The sequence below is a fragment of the Mycobacterium sp. E3298 genome (assembly GCF_001666895.1).
GTDB lineage: Bacteria > Actinomycetota > Actinomycetes > Mycobacteriales > Mycobacteriaceae > Mycobacterium.
In genome coordinates this window covers 1-1,709 of the sequence record NZ_LZJB01000555.1, presented here as the reverse complement: position 1 = coordinate 1,709, position 1,709 = coordinate 1, and the positions used below count along the sequence as shown (strand labels likewise).

1 protein-coding gene and 4 tRNA genes are annotated in these 1,709 nt (G+C 63.1%); 2 read left to right on the top strand and 3 right to left on the bottom strand.

Annotated elements, in window-relative coordinates:
* Positions 1 to 596 precede the first annotated feature (596 nt).
* The 3 genes from A9X05_RS25475 to A9X05_RS25465 all read right to left on the bottom strand — a co-directional run bounded on the left by A9X05_RS25475 (position 597) and on the right by A9X05_RS25465 (position 859).
* A tRNA-Val gene (locus A9X05_RS25475) sits at positions 597 to 671 on the bottom strand.
* A gap of 13 nt (positions 672 to 684) precedes the next feature.
* Positions 685 to 758: transfer RNA gene (locus A9X05_RS25470), tRNA-Cys, on the bottom strand.
* Positions 759 to 786: 28 nt separating this feature from the next.
* A tRNA-Gly gene (locus A9X05_RS25465) sits at positions 787 to 859 on the bottom strand.
* 178 nt (positions 860 to 1,037) lie between these two features.
* Between A9X05_RS25465 and A9X05_RS25460 the strand changes: the two genes are divergently transcribed.
* Positions 1,038 to 1,112 (top strand) — tRNA-Val (locus A9X05_RS25460).
* A gap of 114 nt (positions 1,113 to 1,226) precedes the next feature.
* Positions 1,227 to 1,709: serine/threonine-protein kinase (locus tag A9X05_RS25455; RefSeq protein WP_156736983.1), on the top strand; the 483-nt coding region annotated here is incomplete at its 3' end.

The window sequence follows — 1,709 nt, the reverse complement described above, 5'->3', positions numbered from 1 at the left end:
TGTGTAGAGCCAAAGAGGTGGATCCAAGCGCTATTTGGTGACTCAGTTACGGGGCCGCTAGCCGCGCGGACGGTGCACCCAAACGGTTACTCAGCGGGGTATTCCCAAATGTTCGTATGGTTCAACTCATGGTGATGTACACACACCATCGTCTTGCCCTGCACATCCGTCGTGGGAGGCGCCCCGAACGGACACTGATCCCCCGGCGCCGGCGACAACGGCGACAAGACCAACGCGCCAGCAATAAACGCGGATATCATCGTCGCGGTCCTTTCGCTAGCCGCTGTCCCTAGCACGATCTCGACACCAGCAGAGTTCAAAGAACGCGATGCCGTGGTCACGGCGTCACCGTGAGTGTTGTGTCTGGCGATCTCGCGACGCTCTTCACGTTCGTGGATGGGTTGGCGTCGACGGCGTGCTAATCGTGGGTGGTGATGATGGGATGAGACGTACGTATGTTGCTGTACATCTCTTTTCTCAAGCAGCTCTCTTAGAGACGAAGACCCAGGAGTTATGGGTTTAGTGACCCGGGAGCGTGGCTATTGCATGACCACTGGTAAGCCCGCCTAGATACCGGCTCTCACCTGGGGTGATACTGGTGCGCGATACTGGGATTGAACCAGTGACCTCTTCCGTGTCAGGGAAGCGCTCTCCCGCTGAGCTAATCGCGCCGGGATCAAAAGCTGGAGGTGGAGACGGGAATCGAACCCGTGTGCACGGCTTTGCAGGCCGTTGCCTCACCACTCGGCCACTCCACCGCTGGGATTGATGCCACTTGCACCTTCGAGCGGATGACGGGATTCGAACCCGCGACCCTCACCTTGGCAAGGTGATGCGCTACCAACTGCGCTACATCCGCGCGCCTCGGACGAGATCGTCGCCCGTTGCGAAGCACGACGATAGTCGACGTGAGCGGGCACATACAAATTTCTCGGTACGAGCCGCGTCCAGGCTAGCGCAGACCCCGACAGGCGCACGCGGCCCATACTGGGGAGCCGGTCCGTGCTAGTCTTCGACGTCGTTCGCCTCTCGGCGCCGGTCCCGTGGCTCAGTGGGAGAGCGTCCGCTTCACACGCGGAAGGTCGCTGGTTCGATCCCAGCCGGGACCACCACAAGTTGGCTGTTCGAGCCCAAATTTTCCCGCCATCGCCCCAGGTCATTCCGCGATATGGTGACACGACCAGTGCAAGGCGCACCGGCCTTACTCGCGAGGACAGAGATCGTCGATGGCCGACGTGGACGCAGAGGCGATCCAGCAGGATCTGATCGCCGGGGTCGCCGCGGAACTCGACTTCGAGGATGTCGAGGAGATCGGGCGCGGGGGATTCGGGGTCGTCTACCGTTGCGCCCAGCCTGAGCTCGACCGCCGGGTGGCGGTCAAGGTACTCACCAACGACCTTGACCCCGACAACCTCGACCGCTTCCTGCGCGAGCAGCGCGCTATGGGCCGGCTCTCCGGTCACCCGCACATCGTCACGGTCCTGCAGGCCGGCACCACCCGCAGCGGCCGGCCGTTCATCGTCATGCCCTACCACGACAAGGGGTCGCTGTGGGGCCTGGTCAGCGGCCAGGGTCCCCTGCCCTGGCCCGAGGTGCTCAGCATCGGCGTCAAGCTCGCCGGGGCGCTGGAGGCCGCGCACCGCTCCGGCATTCTGCACCGCGACGTGAAGCCGGGAAACGTCCTGCTGACCGACTACGGCGAGCCGCAG